Consider the following 24,856-nt stretch of genomic DNA (forward strand, 5'->3'; position numbering starts at 1 on the left):
ATTAACATTTACATTATCTTCCTTTTGAGCAATAGAAAATTATTGCTTATTAGATAATTAGCATCACCTCATATACTATGAGTTGTTTTGATAGCATTGGTGTAAGTATAATTACTGTCTACAAGCAGAATTCACTTGTTTCAGAAGCAACGAATAATTTCCTACACTAAAGACCTGCCTCAGACTGTCTTCTATTTACCACAATACTTTCCTTGATATACAGTTGATAGCAATGAGTTTTTGCCATCAGCTACGCCACTAGTCTACCTTACTACTTCCTAATAAAATTAATACAATCAGGAAAAAAACAAAAGGTTTGATAATGGGGCATGGGGCATTGGTTATTTCTCCCTCATCTCTAATCCCCAGGTACGCATATCACAAAATAGGTTTAAAGTCTAGTCTATGCGAACACACAAAAATTTTATTAAGGATTAATATCAATACAAATGCTTTAATTGACGAACGCGGCTTAAAATAGCTTTAATATTGGCTAAAATCGGCTTTTAGGCTTATATAAATGAGAGGTGGGCTGATTTTTGCCTGATTTGTACTTAGATTTAGTCTGATTATGAGCAAATGACACGGAATGGGATAATCACAACCAGAGGATTCTAGTTGATTCAGAAAAGAACTCAGAAGTCCGATTATAATACATCCTGCTGCCTTCTGAATTCTATCCTCCTACTGACTGTCTACCTTGTAGTTGATGCAGTAGATATTCGGCGGCAATTATAGTTATAGGACACTAAAACCCTTTTGTGCCCTTTACCCAATTGTACTGATGCACTTGTGCATTACCTAATCAACAGCCTTTTGGTTGTAATTATCCAGATTAAAAAAACTCAACTGTCAAATTAATGGGAGTGAAAATGCCAGAACCAGAATTTACTGAAACCGCATCCAAAGAGACTACAGTGGCAGAGATCAACACCCAAACGGGAACCATCACCAAACTTCAGCCTCCCGCACAGTCTCAAGATGAATGGCTAAAATACGGGGAGCAAATTTCTACCTTTTTAGCAACATTGCCAGACTATCTCGGAAGCTTCTTTAATCAATATAAGCAACCCCTGGTAACAGTTGGTTTAATTGTGGGATCGATTGTTGGAGTTAAAGTACTCTTGGCAATATTAGATGCTTTGAATGATATTCCCTTAGTAGCGCCTACTTTTGAGTTGATTGGTATTGGTTACTCTGCCTGGTTTGTTTACCGCTATTTACTCAAAGCCTCAACCAGGAAAGAGTTAAATAGTGAAATCACCACTCTTAAATCACAAGTGGTTGGTAAAGAAATTCCAGAAGCCTAATATCTAAATTATCGCTTCTCTATGAGACATACTCCTGTGTAAGAGTAGGCTCTAATTCCAAATCACAGAAAGATGAACGCCGGAAATCGGCGTTCATTTTTCTTAGGATCTTACGCACAAGAGATCCCCCAACCCCCTTAAAAAGGGGGCTTTTAGGGTTCCCCCCTTTTTTAGGGGGGTTAGGGGGGATCTAGGTTTCAGGTTTTCAGTGCGTAAGTCCTGTTTCTGTTAAAATTCCGTACAAAGTTGATTAACAATTCGTAATTCGCAATTTATGGATGGGGTGGATGGGGATTTTAGCCTGACCCATAACGCTACTATCCCTAGAGGTAGCTTACTGTGATTCTTAGTTGAATTACGAATTACGTTAGCGACACGAGAAAGAGAGTCCGCATACTTCTACAAAGAAGCAAGCTAGCAAGAGCCTCTCGTAGTGAGCTACGAATTACGAATTATCATTGAGGCGAGCCTCCTGGAGATAATTTAACCTTTGGAGTGGGCGAAATTTCTGGAGACGCGCTGGGTGATGCCTGCGGTAGGCTATCCCTACGCACTATACTTGGAGATGAAATTGGCTCTAGTTTGCCCCGTTTTACTAAAGCTTGATGAATCATCGCGGCTACTTCAGCCCGACTAGCTACTTTGTTGGGAGCAAGAATTTGTGGATTTGGATAGTTAACTACCAAACCATTGGTTGTAGCAGCAGCTATTTTGCCAATAGCATAAGGTGGAATATCTTTAGCATCTTTATAGACACTTAAAACCTGATTTGGGGAAGTGGGTGCTTTCAAATTTAACCCACTAACAAGGGCAACTAAAACTTGCACTCGTGAAATATTTTCTTGTGGTTTGAAGGTTTTTTTCGGGTAGCCTGTAAGAAATCCGCCACTGATGGCTCGGTCAATTGCTGGAGTTGCCCAGAATTTTGTTGGTACATCTTGAAATGCGATCGCAGTCTTAGACGGTTCTTGGTCAAAAGCTTTTTGCACTATAGCAGCAAATTCGGCACGGTTCACGGGCTGATTTGGTCTAAATGAATAATCAGGAAACCCCTTGAGAATACTACGGGAAGAAAGAACATCTATAAAACGCCGACCCCAAAAGTTAGTCGGCACATCGTTAAATGCAATTGGCGGTGGAATAATAGATTTTTGTTTTGCCGGAGTTACTAAAGGCAATGCTGATGATGTAATTGATGGCTCAAGTCCTGCTGAAGGGGATACAGGTGTATCTAGTTGTGTGGGTTGAGCCGGGATTACCAGAACAGGTGGTAACACTGCGGGGTAAGGGGCGGGGCTGTTCGTTGGTAGTGTAGTGGGTTCAACAACAGCCTCCGGTGCAGAATAGGGCAAAATGTTATTGGGGACTACATTTGGTTCTACTTTGGGAGTAGAGGGCAATAGTTGATTTGGTTGAACACTAGGCGATGGAGTGGAAGAAGACAGCAGCCCGTTGAAGTTCCAGCTAGAATCCCTGCGGGACAATGACCAAAAAAGAATCGCTCCGATGGTGGTGAAGGCAACCAGAATGGCTATAAACTCATCAAAGCCAAGAGCAGTTCTTTGGGATGACTCCGGTTCGGAAGGAGGTCTATTTGTCATCGTGATTACCCTGATAGCTGTAAAATTTGTATCTAAACAAATTAAGCCATAGATGACTCTTTTACACCAGCCCTTTTTAATTCGTAATTCGTAGTAAGATATCAGACTTCTGGTTCAATGCCGAGCGATCGCTCTCTAAATATTTTCCACCCAGTTTATAAATCGCACGCCAATTACTTGTAGACGATTTTCACCCTGACAGACCACTAGTTTTATTAGATACCTAAACCGAAACCGAATTTATCGGGTGGCAGAATGTAAAATATTAACTTATTGTTTACCCAAGCTTTGAAAAAATCAGGGTGTCTAGTGTCAGAAGAATTCAGTAGCCAAATCTCACCGCCATTTTTATCTCTTGGTAGCGATCGCGAACTCGATTTAGATTCAACCCTCCAAGAACTACCAATGTATAACTTCCCAGTGGAAATCAATCACACTGGGATGGAAGTGGCTAGTTTTTTAGAAAAATACCCCCTACTACCAGGAATAATTTTGGTAGAACAGGGAAAGTTCATTGGGATGATTTCGCGGCGGCGACTGCTGGAATTTTTGATTCGCCCATTCGGACAAGAGTTATTTGTCCAGCAACCATTAGGCGTTCTCTACAGCTATGCGCGGATACCGATGTTGCTGCTTGCTGATACAACAGCGATTTCAACTGCGATGCAACTTAGCCTAAAGCGATCGCCTGAATTATTAGCCGAACCAATTGTAGTAGAAACAGAATCTGGTGCTTATAGATTGTTAGATGTCCAAGAATTGAATATTATTTCTTGGCAAATTCGAGGAATGGACAATTTGGTGCGGTATGAACGCAGCCAAGCCCAAATGATCCAAAATGATAAAATGGCAAATCTGGGACGTTTAGTAGACGGCGTAGCGCACGAAATTCTAGACCCAGTAGGTTTTATTTGGGGTAATCTCACTTATGTTTCAAACTACAGCCAAGATTTACTCAAGCTGATAGCTGCTTACGAGCAAGAGTTACCATCAGTTTCCCAAACAATTAATCAGATTAAAGAAGAGATTGAATTTGATTTTTTAGAACAAGATTTGTCGCGATCGCTTGCTAGTATCCGCACTGGAGCAGAAAGATTAAAAAAGCTTGTCACTAGTTTACAAAACTTCTGTCATATTGATGAGCTTTATCCCAAACCAGTAGATTTACACGCTAGCATAGATAATATTATTTTATTGATTAATAGCCGTCTTCAAGGAGAAATTGAAATAGTCAAATACTATGGTCAATTACCTCCAGTTTATTGCTTTATAGGGCAATTAAACCAGGTTTTTATGAATATTTTCAGTGAAATTGTAGATACTTTACTTAATGAAGCAGTGCGACAGCAGTTGTATCTAGAAGAGACAAAAACTGTTCAAAAACCTCGAATTGAGATTACTACAGAAGTTATTTCACAAGAAACAAGCAACCCAAATGCACCAGATTCTCGTTGGATCTTAGTTCGCATTGCTGATAATGGCCCTGGAATGTCTCAAGAATTGCAACAGCAAATTATGGAGTCTTTTTCTTTGGAAACAAAGAATAGTAAAAATACTAGTTTAGCTGTAAGTTATCGAATCATCACCGTGAGACATGGCGGAAAATTAAATTTCCATTCCCAGACTGGTATAGGTACAAAATTTGAAATATTATTACCTTTGGTTTGATCGAGTTGCGTTAGATGACTTCCCAACCTTGGTGGTGGATAGGAATTTGAACTACAAACTCCGTTCCTTTTTCCGGTGTCGAAAAAAATTCTAACTTGCCGCCATGTTTTTCGGTAATAATTTGATAGCTGATAGCCATTCCCATTCCTGTCCCTTTACCGACAGGTTTTGTTGTAAAGAAGGGATTGAAAATTTGTTTTTGAATCGATTCAGGAATTCCAGAGCCATTATCAGCGATCGCAATTTTTACCCATTGTGAATCAACTACAGAGGTACGAATCGTTATAAAACTAGGATTATCCCGGATTTCTTGATAAGTTCGTTTGGTATTAAATTCTTCCAGGGCATCAAGCGCATTTACTAAAATATTCATAAACACCTGGTTGATTTGTCCAGCGCAGCATTCTACATAAGATAAATTACCGTAGTCTCTAATTATCTGAATTGCTGGGCTTTTATCAGTAGCTTTGAGGCGGTGCTGCAAAATCATCAAAGTATTGTCGATGCCTTCATGAATATCCACCACTTTAAACTCGCTTTCATCTCGACGCGAGAAGTTACGTAGTGACAGTACAATATCCCGAATCCGCTCAGTCCCGATATTTATTGAGTTCAATACCATAATTGCGTCTTTTTCTAGAAACTCTAAATCGATGATTTTGCGTTCGGTTTGAATTTCAGCAGGTGGGTTGGGGAAATGACGGTGATAAAGCTCTACCAATCGTAGTAAGTCATGGGTGTATTGGGTAATATAGTTAACATTTCCGTAAATAAAGCTAACGGGATTGTTGATTTCATGAGCAATACCTGCCACCATTTGACCGAGGGCAGACATCTTTTCACTGTGAATCATTTGAGCTTGCATTTGATGCAAACTATCTAAGGTATTTTCTAACTCTTGGCCTCTGTGCTGCAAATCTGTTTGAGAATCTTCTAACTCACAAATGACTTTCTTCAATAAAAATTCCTTTGTGCAAATGTCAGTTTCTAGCTGGCGGCGTTCAGATTCGCAGCGTTCTAGCTTTTTCCGCAAGATACGGGTTGTCTTTTCCAATTCTTGGATTTGTATGGAATTGTCTTGCTTATCCATGCACTACTTATTTTGTCCCCATTAGTAATGTGACAAAGGTTTTGTTATGAAATTGCGTCTGGCCTCCCTTCACCAAAGGAGTAATTTCACCGTAACTGTAGAAACCACAGCAAGGCAATCCTTCAGGTAAATGAGTTTTGACAAACTGATACTCCTCTCTTGTCAAAGTTCCTAGAATTCGCCGACGGGCTGCACAGGAAATAAGTAATGCTGCTGTTGGCTCCACACCAGGATAATCAGCTAGAGCATTCTTCAAGGATATTTCCGAAGCTAACAGAATATTGTCACGAGTTGCATCGGTGATTTGTACAACTGCATTTTCAGGAATATCAGAGAAGAATGTAACGCTACCAGATTGTTGGTCGTAACCATTGGGTGCCCGCAAATAGAAATAATCTCGATCCTCAAAAACTGCTAGGGCGTGGATGGCATAGTTGGACGCAAATCTTTCTTCACCAAGATAGTACTGATAGAAATCTAAGGCACGCTGTCCATCAATTTCATAGACTATGTTGCCATCTACTTTAGTTACACGCCTACGTTGACTTATAGGAGTCCAACCACTGGCAATTCCGTGGGAAAATAATAGTTGTCCAGAGAATAGCAGCACTGGAATTGAATCACTTAAGACTTCACCCTGGAAGAATTGGTAGGTTTTTTCAAAGGTATAGTCATCGGCAGCCATGCCCCCAATGATAGGAATATGCTCACCCAGACTTTGTTTTAAACCCTCTAAAATCAAGACCCCATTACTCGTAAGGCTATCGGGAAAAGTAAGGCACAATTGTGGCAAGGATGCACTCTTTGCCCTTGCTTGCGCGATCGCTTCTTGGGCTGCAAGGGCTGGATTTTTTGAGGCTCCTCTTCCAATCCCTGCTCGAATTTCCACTTCATCGCTAGCAAACAGCATTAAGACCAGAGAATCTTGCTGAAACTCCAGAATTGAAGAGATTTCTCCATTTGTAGTTCCACCAATCAACTCAAGTCCAGGGAAAGCATCCTGGATGCGTTGCAAAATTAACACATGGTCAAAGTCTATAGCAGTAAATAGAATTCCAGCTTGAGAAATTGACCCGCTAAGTGAACGGCTACATTCTTGAAGAACTTCAGCGATCGCATTTTGAGAATCAGGATCGTCGCTATGACCAACAATAACTCGAAACACAACCACCTAAATGTAAGTTTTTATACCAAAATGCTAGCCATTCAGATGGCAGCACTCATAAACCTACACTTAGATTTCCCACTTACTTGAACTAAATTTCAATTCACCTGAGTTTTTATTTTCTGATTCATCTGAAGATACAAAAACTGCATAAAAAACTTGGGGAGCATTTTCTCAAAAATTAACTCCCCAGCCTCATTATTTAGTTCAATTCATCTGCAATAAACTTTCGCAACGTTGGTAAATTTCCCGTGCGTAATCAGTCCAAGAACCTTGTCCCCAATAACGAAAACAACTGGTTTGCAGCAAAAGATTATGTAGAAGAACGTTGCGGTAGTGTGATTGTCTGGTGATAGGTTCTGCTGATTCAATTTGCTGTAATGGGTCAAATTTTTGATGGAATAAACTGCTTAATTGATACATAGGAGATAAAACATTTTCATATCCTTTTACCCAACTGATATGATTTGTCCACGAGGCTCCATCCAGATGAAAATTAGAGTTGATTTGCTTCAATTCTTGAATCGCATTCTCTACAGCTTCCGGTTGATTATTGTCTGGTGAAACTCTCTCCCAAATCTGATGTTGTCCCACTGGCTGACAAGTTGGATAGTCTTCAGGTTTACATCCCGCAGCTTCGATGAATTCTAAATATTCTGTACCACACATCCCAACAACACCAGATTTTCCTCCGCCGTTATTTAGCATATCCCACCAAGCTTGTTTAAAAGCACCTGGGAATTCATTCATCATCACACCGCCATTTTCACCATCTCCGATTTGACTAACTATTGGGGGTATAAATACACTGCCAATTTGTTGTTTAGACAATGTTTTAGCTTCATAATAAGGCTGCATTTGTGCAACTAATTTAGTATCCGAACCTTGGGTTTTAATTAAGGCTGTAATACTAATTGTTTCGCCTTGAGAATTGCGGGCAATCAACCGATGTGGTAAATGTTTGTGGGTAAGAGATTGACCGCTAATTGTTTCTACAGAATGTTCTTGAACGAGTAACCAGCGATATCCGCATTCTTTCAGCGCTTTTACAAATTCAAAGAGAGCGTCGGGGTGATTTGGGAGGTGCATTTCTGGAGGTGAAAATCCTTTGACTCGCGCTAGTGCTTCCCAGCCAAAAATTGCCGCAAAGTGATGTTGCCATGCAACGATATGCAATTTAATATCTGCTATGGGTGTGGAAGGAATAACTGCATGACCCCACATTGTACCCAGCCATTCTACATAAGGTTGATAGGTTGAGTCGCAGGTAATTCGTTTGAGACTATCGAGAACATCACCGCGTCCCATTTGCCGCAGTCCCCACAACAGATTACCTGAGTAATCCAACATCACACGCGGATTGCAACCTTGATTGACAAGTTCGGGGATCAAGTCTCCCATGCGGCTGTAACAATATGCAAACGGATTCGCATTGTGGTTATCCCCCTCGTTGGGATGTTCAAACATGTATTGCAGATTGCTGATGAGTGTACCGCCATTCCCAGCAGGTATAGTTGGCTGGTGCATGTGTAAGGCGATCGCAAATACAGCATTTACATCTTCTAAGCGGATATTCGTTGTTGGTAAAAATACTGGTCTATCGTGGTTAACTACAGAGAGAACCTCTGTTTCCCAACCAGAAATATTCGGTAAGCCATCAATGATTTCGGGCAAAGGAGCCAAGGTTGTGGGGAAGGAAAGCATTTCTGATTGCTCCGAAACAAGGTATGTCTAATTATGCGATCGCACAGCAATTTCTGATCTGCAACTTTATGTATTGATGCAAACTGTGCGATCGCTCTCGGTCTTTCCTCTTCTCTACGAGACGCTACGCGAAGGGATAAGTTTTTCAATAAGCCGTTGTCTGCTTGGTGCTGGCGGTGTTGCTATTCGCAAAATTAGCTCTAATAACCAAGGGGCGAGGCGTTGACACAACACTGCTAAATGACTTTGCCATCCGACTAAAATTTCTGGCGAATCATTTTGCATTCCAGTCACAAGTGCTTTAGCCACTTGCTGGGGAGTCATGGGGATCGCCCAGCGAAATAATTTTAAGTCACGCACCATGTCTGTGTCTGTGAGGGAAGGCAGTAATGCAATGACTCGGATATTGTGTTCAGCTAGTTCCTGGCGCAAAGCTTGGGTAAATCCTAAGATGGCAAACTTGGTTGCTGAGTAAGTCGCCATTGTTGGTGCTGCAACTTTGCCCATCAGGCTCGATACATTGACAATTATCCCTTGTCTTTGGCTGGCCATGCGTCGAGCAATCAGACTAGTGAGGTTGTACATTCCTAACAAGTTCACAGAGATTTCTTCTTGAACTTGGGGCATTTTGGATTGCAAAAATGAGCTTTGGTATGCGACTCCCGCACAATTAACTAGCAGGTGAATCTGTCCGTAATTGCGCCACAGTTGGGCAACAGCAATATTCACTTCTATTGTCTGCGTCAAATCTAAGGCTACAATCGCAGTTTCTGTACCCATAGCCTCGATTTCGTTGGCTACCTCAACTAACTTTTTGCGATCGCGTGCTACCAATATCAGCCGCTTGATGCCTTGTTGCGCTAGTTCGAGTGCGATCGCTCGTCCAATCCCACGCGAAGCCCCTGTAATTAGAGCAACTTTACCTTGAATCTTCATTGGTTTTATTCTCCAAAATCTAAGCCTTACTAACCTCTTCGTTATTGCCGATACACACAATCGAGAGCTACTCGCTTGTCGGCACAAAGTAAGACAAATAATCAATTGCAATTAAAATCAAACTGAAACTAATAGCAACGAGATATATTCTTGGTTAATCTGCAATCCCTCATAATTGTCTATACGAGGCAGAAATTTCTCGTTTTTAATCCGTCAAAGCCTAACACACTTGGCTGAATCGGTATAGCTCATAGATTTTATTTCTCCTAGGTCAGAGCGTTCATCAGCATCGTTTTCATACACACGTTAGCAATTAAATCAAGGTATTGCAATATTCTTTAATAAGAATTTCTTAATACTTCTTAACGACAAGTATATATATACAAAAGATTTTATTAAATAAGTTTTTATAAATCCCTCAGTACAAATATCTCACTTTCCTGACAAATAGCCATGTTTTGGGCAATTGTTATATCTAATTCATCTATTAGGAACAAAAAAGACATATAGCCTTTTAGTTTATGGTTGCAATAGCTAGCGTTACTAAATAACTGGCAAATTCCTGTCAGCATATTTACTGATTGATTTAAAATAGAGATTTCTGACCTCTGATTTTTTTAAAGAATAAAAGAGGGCTATCGGATCATCTTTAATGCAAATTACAACAACGTTTTATCTGCTTAAACTTTAGTGTAAATAGTAATTTGTTTGGGTTTAGCTTTGAGTTTATCAAAGGAATGTTTGAGACTTGTCCATCGCAAAATTAAATCATTCCTGAATAGCAAGATCCCCAACTTCTTAGAGAAATTGGGGATCTTGTTGTAAGTTCTAATAATTTCTAATATTCTGCCTTCTGCCGCACTGCGTATATTTACGCAATTTATAACGATCGCTCCACAGTTAACATGAGTTGGATGAATCTCTCTACGACTTGAACTAAAGTTCAAACTTCTCTCCGACTCGAAGCGGGAAGGTTTTGCGTAGTAAAGCCAGGGAGAGGTCTTTTAATGCTGGGCTGATAACTAAGCTGTCGCGCCTACAAGTTGCCTCATAATCTTTGAGGTAAAACCTGTAAACCCTCTCCTCTACCCCTCTGCTCCTCTGCTCCTCTGCTCCCCTGCTCCCCTGCTGTCTCAATGTGCAAATATAAAAACACAACAGCTTAACGTGGAGTAGGGGTAAGTTGAGGATTTGTTAGTTTGACTGACTGGGGAATTGATTCACTCCAGATTTGATTGAATTGAGCTACCGATAACGACTTTAAAAGACTGAGATTAAGCGGCTCCTTGCTGATAAATTTGGCATAAGATGGCTGCAAATAAGAACGGTATTCCGAGCGGTTGAGAAGATGGGTTTCCATAAAAGCGACGCTGAGGGCGTTGAGATAGGAATAAACAGGAGCGCGATCGGGGCCCAGCAAAGCAGGTGGCACAGGTAAAACATCATTTTGAGGAGTAGGTTCGGCGATCGCAGAAAAGTGGGTGGCGTTTTCGATCAAAGCCAAGTACTTATTGGGATCAGAAAGCCAGGTGAAGGGGCGAATTTGCTCGAATACAGGCGGGGCGAAAATATCTTGACTACCTGCTACCAGCATTACAGGCATTTTAATTTGACTGACTCCGCTCTCGCTCAAAATTGAGCTATCAATTGGGTTAATCGCCATAATGGCCTTGATGCGATCGTCTTTGAGTTCGTAATTTCTCGGAGTTACCTCAGTTGCTTGACACTGCAAAATCAACGACAAATTAAAAGATGAATTATTGGGATTACAATCTTGGCGTAGTTGCTCAAAGTTAATCTTTGCCCCTGCCAGAGCCAAAACAGTATAACCGCCAAAGGACTGACCAATCGCCCCAACTTGCTGAAAATTGAGTTTTCCTTGGAGGGTGGGATCAGATTTTTCTAGTCGTTCGAGTTCATTGAGGAGATATTTGATATCTAAAGGTCGGTTGATAAATTCTGTTCCATCTGGTGGCCCTGCCAAACCCGCAAAATATTCTTGAATGCGTTGGGCATTACTACCAGGATGTTCTAGTACAGCAACGGCAAAACCATAGGATGCTAAATGTTCAGCCAGGTAAACAAAGGAAGAACGGTCTGAAGCGATGCCATGAGAAATGACAATCACGGGAAAGGCAGATGACGGAGAATTCTGCTCTGTTAGTTCTGAGTTTTGAGTTGTAGGTAAATAGAGATCCGTCGGTAGACGGCGATTGCGAGAAATGTCATTTAGCTCAAAGGTTTTTTTCTGCCAACGGAATTTTCCTGGCGATCGCAAATCTGCTTGTTTTGAGAAGTCAACGGTTGAATTGGCTGCTTCGGCGATCGCTTCTTTTTGAAGAAAGGCAAAAACTTCATCCTTTTTCTTGATTAATTGTGACAAGTCATCAACTATCCTTAACCCCTCTGTAAAATTCACTCGGATAGTATTGCTGGGAAATTTCCGCAGCAAATTCACAACCGTTAAACCCTCTTTATCATCAGCAGCAGCCAAAATCAAAGAGGCACGGATGGCATAGAAGCCATTTTTTCGAGACTCAGTGAGGAGTAATTTTCCTAGTTGCTGCACCAGCTGCTCGCCTGTAGGTGAGTAAGTCACCTGAGACACCAAAGTAGGAGAGACATTGAACCGTTGCTGGAGTAGATCCCGCAGTTGAGCGAGTTGTTCGGGGGTAGCACGGCTAGCATAAAATGAAAAATCTTGATCAATTTTGCCAACTTTGGCAAAAGTTTCCAGCGAGTCCACAGACAAGGAGAATTCGCCGAAGGGAGGGTAATAAAAACTAATGCGTTCAGCTCCCAATCCGGGAGTAGCAGTCAAAAACGTAGATAGCAAACTTAAACCCAGGTATCTCAAAAACTTTTTCATTAGAAAAACCCACTGTCCAATAACCGGCACTGAACTAAATTTCGGGATCTAGGGGCACACAGACGCGCTCCTCTACTTTGCTTATTGTCCTAAATTATCAAAACATATCGGTAGCAAATTTTTCAGCCAAATAGCATCAGTAGCGCGATAATAGATATAGAGATCATAGAGATCAAAATACTTTATATGCCTCTTTCCTCCTGCGCCTGTTGTGTTGTCGTCCTCAACCAACAACAGGAGCAAAATATCTCCCACCAGAACCAGTGCCAGGATGTAGCAGTTAACCGCACCAAAAGTATGGTTAAAAATTGTACTGTAGTTGAAAATGGTCGAGTTGTCATTAAAGCTTTACAACCTCCACACAATCAGACTTCTGAGTAACTTTTAGGCTTTCATTGCATTTCATCTAAAGGTAAAACATCGTGGAAGCGGTTGTAATCAATGTAGCGATGTCCATTGGGTGTGTGGTAAAAAATATCGACAAATTGATTGTTCCACAAAATTTCATTAGCACCATAGCTATGACGGGCATTGACTACCTGTGCAACCGTTTCATCAATGCCACTTAAAGAGATAATCACCGTAGTATTTGTCTGGGTTAACGATTCTGATGTCATCCCATATAAAGGACTAAACTCATCAATGACATGCATCACTGACCAGCTTAATGTAAAGCTAGGTGTTTGGTTTCTCAGAAGTTTGAGATCGTAAAACCGACGCATAAAGCGCCCTTCTACAGTTACTTCGTCGCGCATTAAGTAGACTCGCATCTGCGCCTCTAAAATTGTATTGCGACGCTGATTAGCAGTGCGAAATATGAGAGTCGGCATTGCATCATGAGGTGTAATTACAGCAACACGGCTAAAAAGCACACGAGCTGTAGGTCGAGAGAATCGAGCAAAGGCTAGTCCCGTCATCACAGCGATTCCCACTAAACCGATCATTGCTTCAATGGTGACAATAATGTTGGCGTAAGTTGTTTTAGGATACATTGCCCCATAGCCGATGGATGCTAAGGTTTGCACGCTAAAGAAAAAGACATCTAAAAAAGAGCCAGGCCGGGCATTGGCAATACAATCTCCCCCGATCAAATAAGCTAGGGCAAATAGAGCATTAATAGTTATATAGAAAGTACAAATCAGGAGCAGAAAGCCAATCCAGGGAATTGTTAACAGCAAATGGTAAGGATCGCGCCAGTAGGAATGCCATACACCCATACCCATAATCTCAAATTTTCCATCTCGAACATGAATCTGAATAGGTGGGATCAGATGCTGTCGTTTCTTCAGTGAAAGTCTCTTCAGTCGAAATTTCATTGCAAGTAGCCAAAAGGACGGCAACTGCTTAGTATTTTGACATTCTCCGGGCTGAAGTTATTAAATCAGCAAAAAAATAGGGTAGGCAATGCCTACCCTACTAATTTATCTGCTAGAAACTTATTTATCAGACTTTGGTGCTTGACCTTGAGAACAACGGTCAAACCACTCCTGGTATTTTTTCTGGTGTGATTCATCTTCAACTGCAATAGTCACTCGTACCTGATTGCAGCCGTGATTTCGCTCTAGTGCGATCGCATTCAACAACAAACTAGCCGTTTTAGGTGAGCTAAATTCGCCACTTACCGTTAAACCACTATCAAAATGTGTAACTTCAAGTCTTTCTACTCCGGCCAAGTCAACGCCGGTAATTTCCCCTTGACCCAAATCGATTTCTGCTAGTTGTTTGTGTTCTGGGCTAATTTGTTCCACAATCAACTTTTCACGCCGGACAGGAACTTCGATCATCCGGGTTTCGATTACTTTCCGAACAATTACCTCACCAACTTTCCGCTTGCTATTTTCAACAACTAGTCGTTCTTCTAGTAGACGAATAATCTGTTCTTCGCTGACCTCTGCTAAATTTACTGGCTCAACTGGGCTATTTATAGTTTGATTATTGGCCAATTGCTCAGTTGAGTTGCTTAGGCGTAGCCCGTCGGAGACATCGCCTGGTTTTCCTGTTTCTGAATATTCAGGCATATATTCGATTTCTGATTTGTTGAAGTCTATGAAAACAGATTTAGTCGGCTTGTCGATTTTTTTTATTCTCTGGCTCTGCAATCGAAATAAAGAAGGATTTTTATCAGTTAACTGTCGGTCATATTCTAGAGTTTGCTGATTCGTTCGGTTCGATATAACTAAGTTTAGTCGGCGATTAGCATCCACAATTAAATCATGAACTACTCCTACTAGCTGACCTTGCCTATCAAATACAGCAAAGTTATTAACTTTCTTCTTCAAATCCGCTATTGAGGTGTTAGTATCATTAGCGTTTGCCTGTCCAATGTTTTTTTTCATCGGTTGGCTATTCATAAGATGCAAAGTGGATCAACTGTTATCTACTTATACTAAGTATCTGAGAGGCTGCACAAATATCAGGCTTGATAAAATAAGAAGTAAAAATCCCCTTGTTCTATACAACCTCACAAGTAATTTGTATTAACTAAATTAAATGTATTGCTCATTCTCAGCGATTACAAGCACAGGTAAAGCTAATTTAACAGCCTCACCTGTACTGTATTAAATTAATTATTAGTCATTAGTTACTCTACTACCTAATGACTATCTTTAGTTAGCGTTCTTCAATGGGAAGATTAGAAGAATTCACATCTAACTCTTCACGACGTACAGTTTCTTGAGTTTCAACTGTTTCTTGATCCACTACTTTTCTAACTCTGACTTCTTCACGCAAAAACGCTTCTTTACGAACATCCGCGGTTTCTTCGTGAATTTCTATTCGAGCAACTTCGCCTTCACGGAAATCTGCTTCGCGTCCAGAAACGGCAGTACCTGCATCTGCTGGAGTGATACGTTCAATCACAACCCGCTCTCTTTCTACTGGTACTGCAACTCGCGCAGTATCAGTTTCAACACGCTTGCCAATGGATACTTCTCCAGTTTTTTGGCGGCGTTTGCTAGCGATCAGCCGTTCTTCATACAATCTCAGGGTTTGATGGTCTTGCTCATTTAACCCAAATAAAGAAGGCTCACCTTCGTAATTATAATTATCACGAGCGGAAGCAGGTGTTGCATCCAACGGTGCTGCTATCGGTGCTGCTAAAGGATCTAATGGTGCTGGCGCTGAAGTATCTAGAGGAAGGGTGTAGTCTGTTGGTTGGCGATATACCCCACGCACCCGTTCTTCATAGTCATAATCAAGGGTTTGGCGTTCGTTGAACTCAGGTAATTGTTCTGCTTGCTCTCTAGTCAAACCAATTGTGTAGACGCGATCGGTGTTGTAGTCGATACGGGCACGACCAATTGGAAGTAATACTTTTTTACCAAAAATCCAGAAGCCTAAGTCAACAACTAAATAGCGAAAATGACCTTCTTCATCAACTAAAATATCGCTAACAGTACCAACTTTTTCGTCATTCCCTTGTGTATAAACCCCAAGCCCATTAATATCTTGACCTTCAATGGTATCCCGATAGTTAGGCTCAAAATCTTCTAATTTGTAGAGTACCATTATTAATTATTTAACCTCTAAAAAAAATCTTTTCATTTCCTAACAACCAGAATAAAATTTTATTTATTTGCTTACCTCCTTCTGCCGAATGAATTATTGCAATAGGTAAATAATCATAAGTTATAGATATTCCTTATTTCTGGCATATATAGCAATCTTAAATCATTCCTGAAATGTTAGAACCCCGACTTCTTTGAAAAGTCGGAGTTCTAGACAATACGGTTCGGTTAAGGTGTTTATTCCTCGAAGATCCCCCCAACCCCCCTTCAAAAGGGGGGCTTATAACCATCTTTTACCCCCCTTTTTGAGGGGGTCGCCGTAGGCGGGGGGATCTTAACCGAACCATATTGGGGTTTTAGATACCGCAAAGTGTCACAAATGATTTAGGATAAGCCTTGATTCTCCCTAAACTAAGGGTATTTTGGATTATCTTGTTGTTTACACTAATTGAAAACTAAAGCTAAGACTTGCCCAATTATTCACATCCCAGATGTATGAGTCGGCTGCTGTACTGCTCATCTCTGTTTGAAGGGCGCTGGCGTTATGCAAGTCTTGCAACAAGGCTTGTGTAACATCTAAGGAATTCAACAATGGGCCAATCGGCCGTTGTTCAGATGCGGAATACTTAGCGGTGTTCAAGGCGGTGAGAGTTCCGCTAAAAGAGACGGGACTAAAAATCAGTTGTTGTTCGCACTCAGAAGCTGGCTCTGAAATCACCCATTGGGAAGCAGCATTAACTTGGGGTAGGGTGAGGGTTTCACCTGGGGCAATGACGACTTCTTTCAAAATGGGCTTAGTGTCCGCAGTGTTTAATTCCTGGGGGGTTTCCCAAGAGTAGAAGGTAACTGCTGTATGATTATTGTTTAATCCCAGCAAGATTAAATATACTGGGCGATCGCTCTGGTTTTCCACTCGATATTGCATTCGACTACCGATAGGCACAATGGGAGTGGAGAGTGATTTTTTAATCGAAGTTTCAGTTTTTAAACCTCGGACTGTTTCGCGTTGCATAACGACGCGAGGCGATATACCACTAATTATTTCTAAAGTTGCCTTGAGAGCCAAGCGGGAAGAGCCTTGATTTTCTGTGAGTCGCCATAATTTGGCTGCTAGCAAGGTTGATAATTTTGGCGCTAACTTTTGCACTGTCAATTTTACTGCTTCTGTGACTTCTCCTGTGGTATTGGGAATTAGTTCGCCACCAAGAGAAAATAAACCATAACGACTAGGAATTTCCTGTAGCTTACCAAATATATAATCAGCAGGTTTTTCTCCTGCTACTACAATGGAAACCCGGGGAAATGCGGCAAAGGCACTTGTGGCATCTACCCGCTCAATTCTTTCCAATCCAGTATCCAAAGCAATTACTAAATTAATATTTCGGGGTAAAACTCGAACTGCTTCTTGGATGAGTTGCCCGATTTGTAGGGAATTTGCACCTTTAATTTGGGAAATATGCGCTTTTGCTGTTAACCCATTCCGCGATCGCAATATTAATTGCTCTGTTGTTTCTAGGGTGAATCGAGAATTAACTCCATAGTATAGCAGCACTTGTGGAGGTAAACCGGCTAACCACAGATTGACTGTTTTGCCGTCTTCTTGAATATCACTCACCGCACCTTCTGCACCGATCGTACCCTCTGGCAGTAGAGACGTTATATCTGAATTTTTCTGACTACTTAATAATGCTGGTTGCTGTTTACTACCCAATTTGGATAGAGAATTTTCTACGTGGGAGAAGGCGACTTGAATTTTGGTGGCTGGGGTGAATTCCCACAAATACTGCGTCAAGGCGTAGGTAAATAATCCCGCACTAAATCCAGAAAATAGCCCTTCCCTTGCTGGCTGCTTTAGTTCTGAGGTAGCTGCTAAAACAATCGGAGTGCTGGATAACTTCTGAGTTTTAAGTTGTTGGAGAAAGTCGAGTTCCCCTGCTGCTAGCTTTGCTCCCGAATCCTGAAGGGTGCGAGTTTTTAATCCTATTACTGTGCTAGGAGCATCATAGCTTGTATCCAATACTGCTGTTACTTGGTCTGTGGAGAGCGATCGCAATAATAGCAGTAGAGTTTCTTCTAATATATAGTTGACTATTTTCTCGTCTTGTGATTCCTGATTCACATTAGCTGTCACCAGAGCATTTTGGATTATATCTGGCGATGTTTCTAATTTAACACGACTGCCATAACCGCTAAAGTGAAAAACGACCACATCACCAGATTTAGCTTGTTTGCCCAGGCGATCTAAAAAAGCCGCCTCAATGAATTCCCTACTAGCTTGTTCCTCAGTTAAGGTTAAAATATCTGACCCTTGAAAACCAAAGCGGTGAATCAAAAGCTCTTTTTGCAGTTCCACATCCGTTAGACAACCATTGAGGGCTGGAATTTTTGGGTACTGGTTAATACCTATCAATAACGCCAACTTGCGCGGACTCGGTTGTGCCAAAGCTTGATAATAGCGATTTCCTAAAGTCAACCACTCAGCTTCAGTTACCCCTAATACCGCGAGTATTGAGCCAATTCTGTGTAAAAATCTGCGCCGTTTCATAGTTAGCTATCAGCCCTAAGCCCATTAGCTAGCAGCTTACAGGGCTGAACTCTGTATTGTAAAGTTACAGTAGATACTGTTTGTTTGTCGATCAAATAATTGTTAATTCATAATTCATAATTTTTGGTAGCTAGTGGGATCTTAATTACGAATTACGAATTACGAATTATGCGGGTACTTCTATCCGCATTGCCCGCGCCAACTCAGCCGCCACCTCTGGACGAGAAAATTCTGGGGGAGGTAACTCACCGCGCCGCAGCATTTCCCGGACTTTTGTTCCCGACAGGTGGATGCGTTCTTCTGGCCTGCTGGGACTGGTTTTAGATGTTGCCATCTGCTTAGTACGCATACAGTAGAAAGCGTGTTCAAATTTCATTGGTACAATGCCCAATTCACTTGGCGCAAATTCATCAAAGATATACTGAGCATCGTAAGTGCCGTAATAGTCACCAACGCCAGCATGATCCCGTCCGACGATAAAGTGAGTACAGCCATAGTTTTTGCGGACTAAAGCATGAAATATAGCCTCACGAGGCCCAGCATAACGCATTGCGGCGGGATTGATTGCCAAAGTTACCCGGTCTAAGGGGTAGTAGTGTTCCAGCAAAATTTCATAGCAACGCATCCGCACATCGGCGGCGATATCATCTTCTTTTGTTGCTCCGACTAATGGGTGCAAAAATAGACCATCAACGATTTCTAAAGCGCACTTTTGAATATATTCGTGGGCGCGATGGATAGGGTTGCGAGTTTGAAAACCAACGATGGTTTTCCAACCCTTGTCTTTAAATAGTTGCCGTGAGGCAGCAGGATCGATTTGATAAGTGGGAAACTGGGGATGAGGTTCGCGCTGTAGCAGCCAAATATCACCCGCCAGATGTACAATACCTTGGTTATAGAGTACCTGTACGCCTGGATGTTTGACATCATCAGTGCGGTAGACTTTTATGGCTTCGCGGGTTTTGTCGTAGTTATATTTTTGGGTGAGTTGCAAAACCGCAATAAATTCACCTCTGGAGTTATCCAGACGGATTAAGTTACCTTCTTGCAACGGCGAAGCTACTTCTTCGCTGACCGATAGTGTAATTGGGATTGACCATACAAGACCGTTAGCTAGTCGCATTTCTGTAACAGTGCGATCGTAGTCTTCCTGGTTCATAAAACCCGTGAGTGGACTAAAAGCACCGATCGCAATCATTTCTACATCAGAAACGGCGCGATCGTCAAGTTGCACTCGCGGCAAAAAGTCAGCTTTTGAGAGAAACTCTGCTCTTTGTTCTGGTGTAGCGATACGGTTAACCAACTGTCCACCGTGGGGGGCTATGGCATCTGGATTGTGACTCAACGTAATCCCCTCTTTGTATTAACTGTTATTGTTTCAGATTATGTACTAACTTATCAAAATGCTGGTACTGAGAAAAAAAAGAGTTTGAGGAATGGAGAAAAATTTTTGCACCTAGCCTCTAACTTATTAGGTTAGGCTAAAGCTAATCCAGCCTCAAGTTTTAGAATAGTTCCTTGATAAGGAAAATGCTTATGACTGCTGTATCCCCCGTTGTTAAACCTGTTAGCCAAATGCGATTAACATCTGGTAGTACAGTAAATATCCAGGATATCAGTTGGGAGGAATTTGAGTCTATTTTGCAAGAACTGGGGGAAAAGCGATCGCTACGAGTTGCTTACAGCAAGTCTACGTTATAAATTATGGTTCCTTTACCCGAACCCGAAAAATCAAAGGACTTAATTTCGGATATTGTCAAAATATTGCTGAAGATCGCCGGGAAAAGTTATAAACCCTTCGGTTTAACCACCTTTAAGCGAGAAAATATAGCCGGGGTAGAACCAGATGCTTGCTTCTACATCCCGAATTATCAAATGAATGATTGGTCATCGCAAATTCGAACTAAACGATCCGCCTCTTGATTTGGCAATTGAAACAGATGTAACATCAAAAACAACTCTTGATGCATACGTTGCGATCGCAGTTCCAGAACTGTGGATTTACGATAGTAAAAAGATAAAGATTTATTTACTCAGGGATGGACATTACATCGAATCTGATAACAGTCCTAACTTTCCAAAAGGATGAAGAAATTTTGGGAAAATACCCGCTATCCCATTGAATACGGTTTCAATATAATATCCAGTAGATATAACTTTATTGGAAATAAGACTAAAGTTAGAGGGCGATGGCAGCAGCAGCAACTTAACCTAATTAAAAAAATTCAATGTCATCCGACTCTGCTACCGGATCGCAGTTTTGAGGAGTATCTGTATCTGGAAAACCCCACGAACTTAAGACCAGCAGACCCGCTCCATCGTTCTTAACTTGCTGCAAAGCATTGGGAAGCACGTGTAAGATTTGAGCTACATCTGCGTCAGCATCACGGTCGAAGTCTGAGCCAGGGGGACCACCGTAGTCTAAAGTACACTTCGCTTTAGTAGAATAGCTTTGCCAGTCAACATCTAGCGTGTGTGAGACTAATTCTAAAGCACTAGCTACCTCTTGCGGATGGAGCAACATATTTCCCAAATAACCGGGTAGTTGAGCAAACCGTTTGCGATCTATGCCCGTCATTAGCACGACAGTGGGCAAGACTCGTGATTGTAAAGCTAATTCAACTAGGCGCTCATCGGACTCCCAGTCAGGTTTCTCTATCAGAATTTTGAATGCCAGTTCGTGAAACGGGCGATAAAAAAGCCGCTCACCTAGTTCCGCACCAGCCAGCACACCCGCGACTGCTTCAGCATATTTTGGCGTGACAGGCAATGCCACGGGGCGCAAAAGAAACGGTTGAACTTCAGGCAAACTGCCTACTCCCACTACTGCTCTATCAAACTCAGACTTAATCTCAGTCCAATCAGACTCTTCAACCTTGAAAAACCACCAAACACCCTCAACTCCCATAAAATGCTTGTATGAGCAATGCTATGTATAGCCAACTGTAAACAGTAAAACCTGAAAAGGATCAGTGATTAGCTCTTTTTCTGGCATTATTATCCAATTTAAACACAAAAATACCTATCCAAAACTCAGGGCAGCTTTTGCCTATCTGAAGTTTACAGGAGGGGCAATTTTAGCTTCTACCGAAACCGGGGTGAGATTCAACTAAACTGCTCAATAATTCCGCCACCTAAGACTTTCTCACCGTCGTACCACACCGCCGCTTGTCCAGGGGTGATGCTGAATTGGGGTTCATCAAACACCAAACGCACACGGGAGTTTTCCAACGGAATCACCGTTACTGGTGTAGGGGTTGAACGATAGCGAATTTGCACTTCGGCATGAATTGGGGTGGATGGTTCAGCAATGGAAACCCAATTTACCCTTCCGACTGTGCATTCTGGTTGAGTTACCTTAGTGCGATCGCCTACTACTACTTTATTATTTTCCGCATCTAATTCAATCACATACAATGGTTCAGCAGCCGCAATCCCCAAGCCTTTGCGCTGGCCAATGGTGTAGTGATGGACACCATCATGCTGTCCCAAAACTTTGCCTGTGACATCGACAATATCGCCTGTTTTGGGAGCTAAATATTTATCCAAAAATGCCCGCATGGAACCGTTACTTTCCACTAAGCATAAGTCTTGACTTTCTGGCTTATCAGCAGTTTTCAGTCCGTATTCAGTTGCAATCCGGCGCGTATCAGTTTTTTCTAGTTCGCCCAGAGGGAATATAGTTGCTGCAAGTAAATCTTGAGACAAATCATAGAGGAAGTATGACTGGTCTTTATTGCGGTCAACAGCCCTTAATAACTGGTAACGTCCAGTTGCTTCGTCATAGCTAATTCGCGCATAATGACCGGTGGCAATGCGATCGCACCCCAATTGTTCATGGGCATACTGCACCATTGGCCCAAACTTAACCGTTTTATTACACTGGGAGCAAGGCAAAGGCGTGATTCCAGCACTGTAACCAGTCACCAGGTAATCGACAATATGGGTTTGAAAGACATCCCGAATATCCACAACTTCATGGGGAACGCCCAATTGTTCACACAGATCAGCCGCGTCGATCATACCTTCAGAGCAACATTGACCTTTGCCTTTCATTAGCCAAAGAGTCAAACCAATCACTTCATAGCCCTGATGGTGCAGGATAGCTGCGGCGGTGGAACTGTCAACGCCACCAGAAAGACCAACGACGACTTTTTTCATACAAAACACGACACGATAGCTGCGTGGTTGTCCAATTGTAGCACACACTCTTCAAAGCCTTGCTACCAAAGCACTTCAGTTTTTAAGCGACTGAAGTAGGTGAGGAGTAGCCCGTCGTAGACATCGCTGTTTACTCCCCTATAACCGAATGGCACTAAGTTAAGCTGAAGAGTATGCAGCGTAAAGATTGCAGAGGGGCAGGGGGCAAGGGTGCAGAGGGAAATTTCTAAATATCCGAACGCAATACCTAAAACTTCTCCCCTGCTCCCCTGCTCCCCTGCTCCCCTGCTCCTCTGCTCCCCTGCTCCTCTGCTCCTCTGCTCCTCTGCTCCCCTGCTCCCCTGTCCCCTGCTCCCCTGCTCCTCTGCACCCAAGAGCCTCAACGATTTTCCCTTTACAAGCGTCCCATTCCCCTGTAACCCTTATCTAAGATTAGTTGCAGATGTATTTTTTGCCACGCAGATGAGCTAACTTTACGTTAACGCTATATAGTTGCTACAACGGTAAACTAAATAGTTTCTGATGGAAATTACCTAAAAATACTTTGACTATCTAACTACTATGTCGAGAGGAATACCAAGTCAATTTATCCCATTTAAGATGCTACGCCGAAGTTCTGATGGTTGGAAGCTCACTATCAGACTTATCCCTTTATTAGTAGGAGGATGGTTAGTGCTGATTACTGACTCTACCCCAGCACAAGCACAAATCTACAACAACGTGCTACTGGCTCAATCAGGTGAAGCCTTACCGGCACCGCCAATTCCCCTTGGTCAACAGCCATCACCACAGTTACAACCATTACCAAACAATCAATTTGAGCAGAATTTTCAGTCACCCCAACCATTACCAAACAATCAGCTTGAACAAAATTTTCAGCCACCCCAACCATTACCAAACAATCAGCTTGAACAAAATTTTCAGCCCCCCCAACCTACACAGTTTAGTCAATATAATCAGAATTTTGAGCGCTACTTAGTTTACGTAGATGGTAGTGATTTCCAGACGCTACAAGCAATCCGTCAGATTGAACCAAGTGCTTACATTCGCCAGTACCAAGGAAGGAATGTAATTCAGTCAGGTGTTTTTAACAGAGTATCTAACGCTCAACAACGGGTGAGTGAGTTACAGTCACGAGGGATATATAGCGCCCGGATTATCAGCTTTGCTAATGGACAGGAAATAGAGGCAGGTAATAGAAACTTTGTAGGCGATCGCAGTAATATAAATCCTCCCAAGCAAGTCTCTAGATATTATGTCGTCATTCCCACCACTCAAGAACAGTTACCTGCGATCGCAGCACAAATTAGGCAGAATCTAGCCCGATTTAGTCAAGATTTAGGACGATCTGGTGCAGTCCTCGAAAGGACGCAACCCCGAGGCCCACACGTAGCAGTCGGGCCTTTCTCCGATCGATTCCAAGCTGAGGAATGGAATAAATATCTGCGAAATATAGGCTACCGGAATGCCAGGGTTTACTATGGCAAATAAAGAAGTCTATCAATTTTAGATTTTGAAAAAAAGTCTAAAGTCTAAAATTGATCGTAAGTAAAAGCTATTGGGCGATCGCACCTGGAGAGGTCTTTTGTCTCCATAATATAGATACAGGGCGTGTGATAATTAGAGGTTTTTATGTCCCTAACGCTTGAAGACTTTGAAAAAATGCAGCAACAGCACCCTGACTATCGCATGGAACTAGTTAAGGGTAATATTATTGTCATGAGTCCATCAGGATACGAATCAGATGAAGTCGCAGCAGCGATGATTTCCCAGTTACATAGCTGGGTTAGACCGCGCAAACTGGGACGAACAGCAGCTTCTAGCGCTGGTTTCAGATTGCCAAATTCAGATTTACGCGCACCAGATGCTTCATTTGTTTTAGCCGAACGCTTGCGTCGCAGTCCTAAGTCTTTTGCTCAGTTGGCTCCCGATTTGACTGTAGAGGTGAAATCCCCTACTGATAATTTAGAGGATTTGAGAGCCAAGATTCAAGAATTTCTGAGTTTGGGAACTAAAGTAGGAATTTTGCTCAATCCAGATGAACGGATTGTTGAAGTTTACAACCTTGGACAAGAAGCAATAATACTTCGTGATGGCGATATTTTAACAGTTCCCGATTTGCTACCAGGATGGGAAGTACCAATTGCCGATTTGTGGCCTTTAGAGTTTGACTAGGATAATTCGTAATTCGTAATTCGTAATTCGTAATTATCGGAAGTACGATTTTAGATATTTTAAATGGGTGGTTTATTTGTATCTTGCTGTAATATAATTTTTTGGGTTGCTATGTAATTATTTAAC

20 protein-coding genes are annotated in these 24,856 nt (G+C 41.9%); 7 read left to right on the forward strand and 13 right to left on the reverse strand.

Annotated features, from left to right (window positions below; all coding sequences use genetic code 11):
* Window positions 1-872: 872 nt before the first annotated feature.
* Window positions 873-1,310, forward strand: a complete 438-nt coding sequence (locus V7K42_RS28750) for a CAAD domain-containing protein (protein WP_334890984.1) — start codon at window positions 873-875, stop codon at window positions 1,308-1,310.
* 455 nt (window positions 1,311-1,765) lie between these two features.
* On the opposite strand, the gene V7K42_RS28755 is transcribed toward V7K42_RS28750, so the two are convergent.
* Window positions 1,766-2,911 carry an S-layer homology domain-containing protein gene (locus V7K42_RS28755; protein ID WP_334921123.1) on the reverse strand — a complete coding sequence of 382 codons (1,146 nt, stop codon included), beginning with the start codon at window positions 2,909-2,911 and terminating at the stop codon, window positions 1,766-1,768.
* A 309-nt stretch (window positions 2,912-3,220) separates the two neighbouring features.
* Here V7K42_RS28755 and V7K42_RS28760 point away from each other — a divergent pair, with 309 nt between their 5' ends.
* Window positions 3,221-4,579: a sensor histidine kinase gene (locus V7K42_RS28760; protein ID WP_334921124.1), complete on the forward strand. Its 1,359-nt coding sequence runs from the start codon at window positions 3,221-3,223 to the stop codon at window positions 4,577-4,579.
* A gap of 10 nt (window positions 4,580-4,589) precedes the next feature.
* Here V7K42_RS28760 and V7K42_RS28765 read toward each other — a convergent pair whose 3' ends face one another.
* The 5 genes from V7K42_RS28765 to V7K42_RS28785 form a co-directional block, all read right to left on the reverse strand.
* Window positions 4,590-5,669, reverse strand: coding sequence for a sensor histidine kinase (locus V7K42_RS28765; protein WP_334921125.1), 1,080 nt, complete (start codon window positions 5,667-5,669; stop codon window positions 4,590-4,592).
* Between the two features lie 7 nt (window positions 5,670-5,676).
* Window positions 5,677-6,834, reverse strand: a complete 1,158-nt coding sequence (locus V7K42_RS28770) for an FIST signal transduction protein (RefSeq protein WP_334921126.1) — start codon at window positions 6,832-6,834, stop codon at window positions 5,677-5,679.
* A gap of 207 nt (window positions 6,835-7,041) precedes the next feature.
* Window positions 7,042-8,538, reverse strand: a complete 1,497-nt coding sequence (locus tag V7K42_RS28775; protein ID WP_334921128.1) for a glycosyl hydrolase family 57 — start codon at window positions 8,536-8,538, stop codon at window positions 7,042-7,044.
* A 114-nt stretch (window positions 8,539-8,652) separates the two neighbouring features.
* Window positions 8,653-9,474, reverse strand: a complete 822-nt coding sequence (locus tag V7K42_RS28780; RefSeq protein WP_334921130.1) for an SDR family NAD(P)-dependent oxidoreductase — start codon at window positions 9,472-9,474, stop codon at window positions 8,653-8,655.
* Between the two features lie 1,162 nt (window positions 9,475-10,636).
* Window positions 10,637-12,343, reverse strand: coding sequence for an alpha/beta hydrolase (locus V7K42_RS28785; protein ID WP_334921132.1), 1,707 nt, complete (start codon window positions 12,341-12,343; stop codon window positions 10,637-10,639).
* 186 nt (window positions 12,344-12,529) lie between these two features.
* Here V7K42_RS28785 and V7K42_RS28790 point away from each other — a divergent pair, with 186 nt between their 5' ends.
* Window positions 12,530-12,724: a hypothetical protein gene (locus tag V7K42_RS28790; RefSeq protein WP_334921133.1), complete on the forward strand. Its 195-nt coding sequence runs from the start codon at window positions 12,530-12,532 to the stop codon at window positions 12,722-12,724.
* A gap of 11 nt (window positions 12,725-12,735) precedes the next feature.
* On the opposite strand, the gene V7K42_RS28795 is transcribed toward V7K42_RS28790, so the two are convergent.
* The 5 genes from V7K42_RS28795 to sat all read right to left on the reverse strand — a co-directional run bounded on the left by V7K42_RS28795 (window position 12,736) and on the right by sat (window position 19,739).
* Window positions 12,736-13,659 carry an ion channel gene (locus V7K42_RS28795; RefSeq protein WP_334921135.1) on the reverse strand — a complete coding sequence of 308 codons (924 nt, stop codon included), beginning with the start codon at window positions 13,657-13,659 and terminating at the stop codon, window positions 12,736-12,738.
* A 120-nt stretch (window positions 13,660-13,779) separates the two neighbouring features.
* Window positions 13,780-14,679, reverse strand: coding sequence for a YsnF/AvaK domain-containing protein (locus tag V7K42_RS28800; protein ID WP_334921137.1), 900 nt, complete (start codon window positions 14,677-14,679; stop codon window positions 13,780-13,782).
* A 274-nt stretch (window positions 14,680-14,953) separates the two neighbouring features.
* The gene (locus V7K42_RS28805) at window positions 14,954-15,850 is read right to left on the reverse strand and encodes a DUF2382 domain-containing protein (protein ID WP_334921139.1); all 897 of its coding nucleotides are present in this window, start codon (window positions 15,848-15,850) and stop codon (window positions 14,954-14,956) included.
* Window positions 15,851-16,288: 438 nt separating this feature from the next.
* Window positions 16,289-18,394, reverse strand: a complete 2,106-nt coding sequence (locus tag V7K42_RS28810) for a caspase family protein (protein WP_334921141.1) — start codon at window positions 18,392-18,394, stop codon at window positions 16,289-16,291.
* Window positions 18,395-18,560: 166 nt separating this feature from the next.
* Window positions 18,561-19,739, reverse strand: coding sequence for a sulfate adenylyltransferase (sat, locus tag V7K42_RS28815; protein WP_334921143.1), 1,179 nt, complete (start codon window positions 19,737-19,739; stop codon window positions 18,561-18,563).
* A 191-nt stretch (window positions 19,740-19,930) separates the two neighbouring features.
* Between sat and V7K42_RS28820 the strand changes: the two genes are divergently transcribed.
* Both V7K42_RS28820 and V7K42_RS28825 read left to right on the forward strand, forming a co-directional pair.
* Window positions 19,931-20,095: a hypothetical protein gene (locus tag V7K42_RS28820; RefSeq protein ID WP_334921145.1), complete on the forward strand. Its 165-nt coding sequence runs from the start codon at window positions 19,931-19,933 to the stop codon at window positions 20,093-20,095.
* Between the two features lie 178 nt (window positions 20,096-20,273).
* The gene (locus tag V7K42_RS28825; RefSeq protein ID WP_334921146.1) at window positions 20,274-20,483 is read left to right on the forward strand and encodes a hypothetical protein; all 210 of its coding nucleotides are present in this window, start codon (window positions 20,274-20,276) and stop codon (window positions 20,481-20,483) included.
* Between the two features lie 126 nt (window positions 20,484-20,609).
* Here the strand turns inward: V7K42_RS28825 and V7K42_RS28830 are convergent, their stop codons facing one another.
* The gene (locus tag V7K42_RS28830; RefSeq protein WP_334921148.1) at window positions 20,610-21,302 is read right to left on the reverse strand and encodes a hypothetical protein; all 693 of its coding nucleotides are present in this window, start codon (window positions 21,300-21,302) and stop codon (window positions 20,610-20,612) included.
* Between the two features lie 197 nt (window positions 21,303-21,499).
* Window positions 21,500-22,555: a tRNA 2-thiouridine(34) synthase MnmA gene (gene mnmA / locus V7K42_RS28835; RefSeq protein WP_334921152.1), complete on the reverse strand. Its 1,056-nt coding sequence runs from the start codon at window positions 22,553-22,555 to the stop codon at window positions 21,500-21,502.
* Window positions 22,556-23,227: 672 nt separating this feature from the next.
* On the opposite strand from mnmA, the gene V7K42_RS28840 reads away from it, so the two are divergent.
* Window positions 23,228-24,046, forward strand: coding sequence for a hypothetical protein (locus V7K42_RS28840; protein ID WP_334921149.1), 819 nt, complete (start codon window positions 23,228-23,230; stop codon window positions 24,044-24,046).
* A 141-nt stretch (window positions 24,047-24,187) separates the two neighbouring features.
* Window positions 24,188-24,730 (forward strand): Uma2 family endonuclease, encoded by a 543-nt coding sequence (locus V7K42_RS28845; RefSeq protein ID WP_334921150.1) that lies wholly within the window; start codon window positions 24,188-24,190, stop codon window positions 24,728-24,730.
* Window positions 24,731-24,856: the final 126 nt, after the last annotated feature.

The sequence above is a fragment of the Nostoc sp. genome (assembly GCF_036917455.1).
Taxonomy (GTDB): Bacteria; Cyanobacteriota; Cyanobacteriia; order Cyanobacteriales; family Nostocaceae; genus Nostoc.